A 7,708-nucleotide genomic window follows, 5' to 3' on the forward strand; every position below is an offset into this window, starting at 1 on the left:
GCGACTCGTTCCGCTGTGATGATGCTTGTTGGGCTACGAAGCACAGAGAAATCGCTTCCGTCATGCTCAAAATAGCAAACACGTTGAAGGTCTGACGATGTCAAGGACGCCCAGTATTCGGATACACCATTTGCCCAAGTGAGATGGATGCTGGCACCTAGGAAGATGAACATTATAGTCCGATTAAAAAATGCCACTTGCATTAAGGAAATTTCCGAGGAGGAGACCATAGATTGAATGTCCGGCAACCATCCCTGCACCGATAGTAACCGTACTCGACAACTTCCTTGATATCTTCGTAATAACCCGTGTTTTCTTCTCTATATGGACATTCCAAACCTGGATTGATATCTAAGGGCAATGGAATACCACCTGCACCTGGCCGTAAAGTCAATGGTCGGATCATCGACTGCGGTGTTAACGGTTCATTGCTTATCTGCGGCTTGGGTTTGAAGCGACAGGTGTACCTCCGAACGATCTCTCCTGGAACCCATCTACGACCGGCAGTTCGGGTTCTAGGCCCAAACGAAACCCATTCACATTCGATCAGTCCAGATGGATCTACCCAAGCAAGTGGATTCCCCCCCACATACCCATACGTATTAATCCCCCCATCCAGCCCAATCGGATCACTGCTAACAAACCGCCCACTGGTCGGATCATAGTACCGGTTCCAGTTATACACTGCCGGGTGCAGGCGGTCGGCAATCTGGCCGGGGAAACGCATGGTTATCGTGGTGATTTTCTGCCCGTCGCCGTCCGGATCCTCGTTCGGCTTGAGGGCGCCAAAGGCGTCACTGTCCCAGCGCCAGACGACTTGCCCGCTACTGCTGCGCGCCGCCCGCACCGCGCCCAGGTGATCAGTCTCCATGTAGAGGACCGTTTGGCTCGGTTGGTGCTCGATCTGGGCCACCAGAACGTCGTCACGCCACACGTAGCTGCGCCGCCGCTCGCCGTTGGACGGCCGGGTTTCGGCAAGCAGGTGGCCGTCGCGGTCGTAGTGGTAGACCACTGACTGCCCATATTTGGTCTTATGCGCGAACCGGTGCACCAGTTGGTTCAGGTGGTTATAGCTGTAACTGATGGCGGCCGCGCCGGCATCGGTCGCGTTGGCGAGCCGGCTCGCACCGTCGTAGGTATAACGGTAAACACTGGTGGCCGCCCGGTTGACATTGCCCGCGGCATCCACCGACACCGACCCGCTGGGGATGCTGCTCAGACGGTTGGAGGCTGCCTGGTAACTGTAGGCACCACTGGCGTCGCTCAAGCGGTTGCCGTTGGCGTCGTAGCTGAAGTTTTGGTTCTTGACCGGCCCGGCTTCGCCGCTTAGGCGATCCAGCGCATCGTAGGTGTAGGTGCTGACGCCGGCAGGCCCGGTGCGACTGACGATGTTGCCATTGGGGTCGTAGCCAAGACTCGCGTCGACGGCGCCGGTGCCGATGGCGTGCCCGGTACGCTGACCGTCCTGATCGACATCGATGGTTTCGACGAGCCCGTTGCCCAGGGTCTGGCTGCGTGGGGCGCCGGCGGCGTCATACGTGAGCGACTGGACGATCGGACTGCCATCCGCAGTAATAGCGGTGATGCGCCCGGCGCTGTCCCGACTGTAGGCCACCACCAACCCGGTGGGGTAGGTGATTGTTTGCTGGCGCCCCGCCGCATCGTAGGTGTAACGAGTGATGTATGTGATCCCCGACTGCACGCGAGTCTCGCTGCTTACCCAGCCGTGCACGTCATAGGCAAAAACGGTGTATCTCTGCCCCGTGCTCACGCTGTCGTTCACCTTGCACAGCCGACCGATGCCGTTGCTGCAGCCGTTCACGTTGTCGTACGTGTATGTATACCAACCACCACTGCTGTCGGTCTCGCTCTTGAGGCGGTTCAGGGCATCATAGGTATAGGTCCGGGTCACCCCCCTCGCATCGACCCGGGTTTTCAGGTTGCCGGCCGCGTCGTAAGTCATGTTGGTGGTGCCCCGGTCCGGGCTTAGCTCGCTCAACAGATCACCCAAGCCGTTATAGGTATAGGTTGTGGTCGCCCCGTTGGGCGCGGTGACGATGTTGGGCCGAGCCTGGCCGTTGTAGCTGGTGCTGCTGGTGCCGCCGAGCGGGTCGACCATCTGCCCCAGCCGGTTGAGGCTGTCGTAGACGTAAGCGGTGGTTTGCCCCTTGGGGTCAATGCGCGAGGTCAGATTGCCTTGCGCGTCATAGGCGTACTGGGTGGTCTGGCCGGCGGCGCCGATGTCCTGCTGCAAGCGACTGAGGGCATCGAATACGCGTGTGTGGCTGCGCACCGGGCTGCCATCCGGGTTGCTCCAGGTCTCGCCCAGGCGATTGCCGGCCGCGTCCAGCGTGTAGGTCACCCGATTGCCCAGGCTATCGGTGATGGTGGTCAGGCGATGGGCTGGGTCGTAGCCGTAAGCAACGTGACTGGCGTCCGGCCAGGTCACCTGCGTCAGATTGCCGGCGGGGTCATAGTCAAAGGCGGTGACGGCGCCGGCCACGGTGCGCGTCTTGAGCCGGCCACGGGCGTCATACGTGAAACTGCTGATGGCACCATTCGGGTCGACCGCCTCCAGCAGCCGGCCGCTGGGATCGTACTGAGTGTATTGCGTTACGTGGCCCAGGGCGTTGCTGGTCTGCTGCAGGTCCCCCCGCGCGTGACCGGCGCCGGCATTGGTGTAATAAGCGTAGGTCGTTATATCCGACACATCCGTGCGCGGCCCATTTTCGGTGAGCAGCTGGCCGTCCGCGTTGTAGGTGTACGTCCACACGCGAGGCGTGCCGGTCAGCGTTGCGGCGAAACCCTGGCTGCCGTCGGTGTCGGTAGTGGCCTGCTCGGTACGGGTCACGACGTTGCCGCTGCCATCGTAGGTGTAGGTGATGCGGCGCTGGGGCTCGGCGACGCGCTGCGGCAGCCGGAAATCCGGATGCCACTCGGTGTGAATACTGCGCGTCACGCCCGACACCGCGGTTCCGGGACAGCTCGATCCACTGAGACCTTCGACACGTTCCGTTTCGAGGTTGCGGGTCAGGTCGTGGGTGTAGCAGGTCAGGTTGTTGTTGAAATCGAGCCGCGAGGCGACGTTGCCGCTGGCGTCGTAAGTCTTGCTGGATGAGTCCGAGCCGCCGCATACGCTGCATGGCTGCGACACGGCCGTGTTTTTGACCACGCCCAATACCGTGGCGAACTGGTGCACGCTGGTCGTGCCCAGTGCGTCGGTAATTGCGCGCGAACCGTCGGCGTTGTATGCCACGTGGGTGCGATCCGCTCCGCCGGCGTGCTCGGTGGAAACCGCCCGGCCTTGCGTGTCGTACTCGTAGGTGGCAAACCGAGCACCGTTCTCGTCAACAATGCCAGTCAGGGCATTGGGCAGATTGGCACCTTGGGTGTGGGCAGATTCGTTGTACAGATATGTGCGCTGACTCCCATCCGGGAAGGTCACAGAAGTAAGATTGCCGATACCATCATGGGCATAAGTGAACACCCCGCCGTCGGGGTCGATCACGCTGGCAATCTGATCAGCAGAGTCATAAGAGAAGACCAGCGCTCGGCCAAACGCATCGGTCACGCTGGTCAGCAGCCCGGCGGCGTCGTAAGCCAGCGTCTGCACCCGCCCCGCGCGATCGGCAAGAGTGAGCAACCGGCCGTCGTTATCGTAGTCTTCCGTCTCATCGTGACGCGTGCGGATTCGCCAACCGATGGGGGTGCCGCTGGAATTAGGGGTGCCACCGGAATCGACCAGACGCGTCAGAGTTTCGGGAATGTCCGCATCGGCGGTCCATTCCGCACCGGCGGCGGAGAAATCAAACTGCTTTCCGTCCGCCCGCCGGGCATGCACGATCTCACCCTCGGTACCAGACGAAACCGTCAAGCCACGCGCATAGAAATGGCGCCAATGCGCGCCAAAGGCGGTGCCTTGCGCAATCGCACTGCTGTCGTAATACCTTTCGACCTTGAGCGGACTCGACGATACGCTTGAATAATCGTTTTCCACCTGGAATTTATAGCCAATCGCGGGATTGATCGGATTGCCAGCACAGGAATCTGGAGCACCAAGGTTTTTGGCGGAATCATAGGATTGGCAGACCCCTGTGGTGACATCCATTCCTCCATCGCACGGTGTAACGGGGGTAAGAGGCCTAACATACGCACTTGTACTAACGGCGCACCACCATGGAATGCAACTCCGCTTATAACCCTGGCAACCGTTCCACCCGGGTGGAGGTGACGCCACGTTAGTGCATGAGACGACACCATCACAACTACCCCATTCCGGTCCAAGATCATCCGACTGACATCCCTGAAGCGCCTCAGCGTCAGAGTTATAAAAATGCTGACCAACGTAAGCATACGAAGGGCGGTTTCAAATCCGAAGTGCAACACTGGCTTAATGAACCGAGGTTGAGGCAGGGTATGTATTGGCCAGTTCCTGGGCGAAGACCTGCAACGGCGTTTGCCACTGGTGAATCTTGCGGGGGCGTGTGTTGAGACTGTCGGCGATGGCATCCAGGTCGTCTTGCGTATGCACCGACAGGTCGGTGCCCTTGGGCAGGTATTGGCGGATCAGCCCGTTGGTGTTCTCGCAGGTGCCCCGCTGCCACGGGCTGTGCGGATCGCAGAAGTAGACCTGCACCTGCGTGGCGCGCGTCAGGTCGCGATGGCGGGCCATCTCCCTGCCTTGATCGTAGGTCAGGCTGTGGCGCATCGGCGCGGCGATTGCGTTCAGCTTGGCCGTGAAGCCGGCCAGCGCCGAGGCGGCGCTGGCGTCGTCCATCCTGGCCAGCAGCACCAGGCGACTGGTGCGCTCCACCAGCACGCCCACCGCGGAGGCGTTACCGGCGCCTTTGATCAGGTCGCCCTCCCAGGGGCCAGGCATGATGCGGTCATCGACCGCGGGCGGTCTGACGTGAATGCTGACCATCGCCGGGATCTGGCCGCGCCGGTCGGTGCCGCCGGTGCGCGGCCGACGTGTGCTGCGGCCGTGGCGCAGGCAGGCGATCAGCTGGCGGCGCAGCTCCCCGCGCGGCTGGGCGTAGATCGCCGTGTAGATGGTCTCGTGGGACACGTGCTGGGCCGGCTGGTCGGGGTAGACCCGCTTGAGGGTAGCGGCAATCTGCTGCGGGGACCATTTCCAGTCCAGCAGCGTGCGCACCACGCCCCAGAACACGGCGTGCGGGTCCAGCTTGCGCGGCGGTCGGGCGGCGACCCGTCGGGCGGTGTGCCGCGCGTGGGCGGCCTGACTGGCATAGCCGGCATCGGGCGAGCGGTTGCGGGCCAGCTCGCGGCTGAGAGTCGATGGCGAGCGCTTCAGTGTGCGGGCCATGGCCCGCACACTGGCCCCCAGCCGCATCATGCCGGCGATGACGACCCGATCTTCGGGCCGCAGCTGCGTATACGAACGTTGTGTTTCCATGGCAGCACCTTACTCCGAGTGAGGTGTTGCACTTCAGATTTGAAACCGCCAAGGCTCGCAAAAGATCAGCACAACGAATGCGCATGCAATAGCTCGGACTATATTTCGCTGCCCAAGAAAGCGCCTGTCCACGCAGCCAACTGAATGATCCATTCTCATTGGTCTCCCCATGGCCACGCATCGCGTATTCAAAATCAGCGCTGACGCCCAGTCCGAACCACGATTGCGCCCACTTTGGCGAGCGGGTCTCGGGCCAGATCGATAGCATTCTCTAAATACAGTAGTTAACCTGCCATGTAAACTTTGATAGGTCAAGTGGAATTTTTAGAGACTTCGCGTCGCGTTCCCTGGACCAACAATCGCTGAACTGCGTTTTGGAAAACAGGAGTAACGCTGTCCGTCCGGCGGCGGCGGCGAACCAGCGAACACCCCACGCACCGGGCACCATTCAGCGCCATGGCCAGCACTACCGAGCAACGACATCGCGCATGTGAGGTGCGACGAGACGCGGCTCCGACGCTGCGCTTTGCTAAAAATCCACCTGCAACTGGCTGACCAGAGAGCCGTAGTCGATGCCGTGGTCGGCGTCGAACCAGGCGTACTCGTTCAGCAGGCGGATGTTGGGATTGAAGATGTAGGTCGCCATCAGCTGGATGGCTTGGCCGTGATCCATGCCGCGGGCCAGCTCGTCGGCCGAGCTGCCGGTGAGCACGCGCATGAAGCGGGTACGCGACGGGTGTTCGTTGTCGACCTGCTGGTATTGCAGGCCAAGCGCCCAGTGCCGCTGGTTGGCTAGCGGGAAGGTGCGGGTCACGCCAGCCGCCCAGGCACGCGAGCGCAGGCGACTGTCCAGTATCCCGTCGCTGCGCGACAGCAGACCGTCCGATTCCTGTGACACGAACTGCGTCCAGCTGGCCCAGCCGAACCAGCGCCGGGCGTGCCATTCCCCGAACGCCTGCCACCAGGCGTTGTCCAGCGTGACTGGCCGACCCAGGCGGTCGCGCTGCACGCGCGCGTCCAGGCTGCCACTGTCGCGCGACCAGGAATAACCGACGCCGAGCAGGTATTTGAATGGCAGGTCGCGGATTTCGTACTCGTCCTGGACCGTCATGCCCAGCGGCGTCACCGCCATCACCGCCGAGTAAAGCAGCTCGTTGTTGTCGTTGTTGGTGCTCAGGTCCGGCCCGTTGTACACGCCCACGCCGTATTGCAGGCGGTCACCGAACGCCCCGTCGGTGAAAGTCTCCGGCGCGCCGAACTTGCCGCGCTCGATGGCCAGCCCGCGCGCCCTGCCAGCGGTGCCGGGGCTCAGGAATTCCGGGAACTTGCGTTCCACGCTGGCCGACAATTGAGGTCCCCGACCGTACCCGGTAATGAACTGCTGACCGACGATGATGTCGCCCAGGCTGTCGCTGAAAACGTTGTAGCGAATCCAGGCGTCGAGCAGATTCTCGGCATTCGCCAGGGCCGGCGTTTCGTTGGCAGCCTCGTACTGGGTGTAGGCGAAGAATTCATCGTTCAGCGGCCCCCTGAAACCGAAGCGGGCGCGGCGAAAGGTAAACGATGCCGTGCCATCCAGGTGGTCACCGGCGGGAATGTAGGTGTAGCGAGGCTGCAAGCGACCCCACAGGCGCACGCCCTCTGGCGGCTTGGGCAGTACCGAGGCAACCTTGTGTACAGCCTGTGTTTCAGCCGGGTATTCGGAACCCGCCGGTGTCACCGCCGCGTGCTCCCGACGCTCGGCGGCGCGGGCCTTGAGCTTGATGTCCTGCACATCCTGGGCGGAGAGCAGGCCCTTGCCCTCCAGCGCGTGGAGGACTTCGTCCACATAGGCGTTGGAAGCCAGCGCGGGCGCGGCACCAAACGCGGCCAGCAGCAGGGCCAGCCTGATTAACTGTCCAGACATGATGTCTCCGTCATAACCATTTGCGGTGGCCGAGCGATCCGCCACCGTACGAAGCCAGGTTCATCCCTGAACAGAAAACCCGGAAACAGATCCAGGGTCGCTTGGGGAAGCGCTGACTAAATCCGTCCTGGATTTGTCAGCGCCCGTCATCGGAAAAGCGTGGTTTTCCGATGACTCACAAAATCAGTGACTTACAGCCACAGATTTTTGCAGCGCGTCCCTGCGCTGCGGGAGCCGCTGAATAAATCAGCGGTTCCCGGGCGGATGGAATCCGCTCGCGTCGGGCGACGGCAAGGAACGGGCCGAGTGGACGGCTACGTGCCGCCCCCGCCCGATCAGGCCGCAGGCCAGTTGGGGGGCCGTTTGTCGATAAAGGCGTCAATGCC

At 61.9% G+C, this 7,708-nt stretch carries 3 protein-coding genes; all 3 read right to left on the reverse strand.

What is annotated here, in order from left to right:
• Positions 1–202: 202 nt before the first annotated feature.
• A complete protein-coding gene (locus tag ABZF37_RS12665) occupies positions 203–4,108 on the reverse strand; it encodes an RHS repeat-associated core domain-containing protein (protein ID WP_372720470.1) in 3,906 nt (1,301 codons plus the stop codon).
• Between the two features lie 282 nt (positions 4,109–4,390).
• On the reverse strand, positions 4,391–5,416 hold the full coding sequence (locus ABZF37_RS12670) for an IS30 family transposase (RefSeq protein ID WP_372720472.1): 1,026 nt from the start codon (positions 5,414–5,416) through the stop codon (positions 4,391–4,393).
• Positions 5,417–5,945: 529 nt separating this feature from the next.
• The gene (locus tag ABZF37_RS12675; protein ID WP_372720474.1) at positions 5,946–7,322 is read right to left on the reverse strand and encodes a porin; all 1,377 of its coding nucleotides are present in this window, start codon (positions 7,320–7,322) and stop codon (positions 5,946–5,948) included.
• Positions 7,323–7,708: the final 386 nt, after the last annotated feature.

Source organism: Immundisolibacter sp., assembly GCF_041601295.1.
In the GTDB taxonomy this organism is placed as follows: Bacteria; Pseudomonadota; Gammaproteobacteria; order Immundisolibacterales; family Immundisolibacteraceae; genus Immundisolibacter.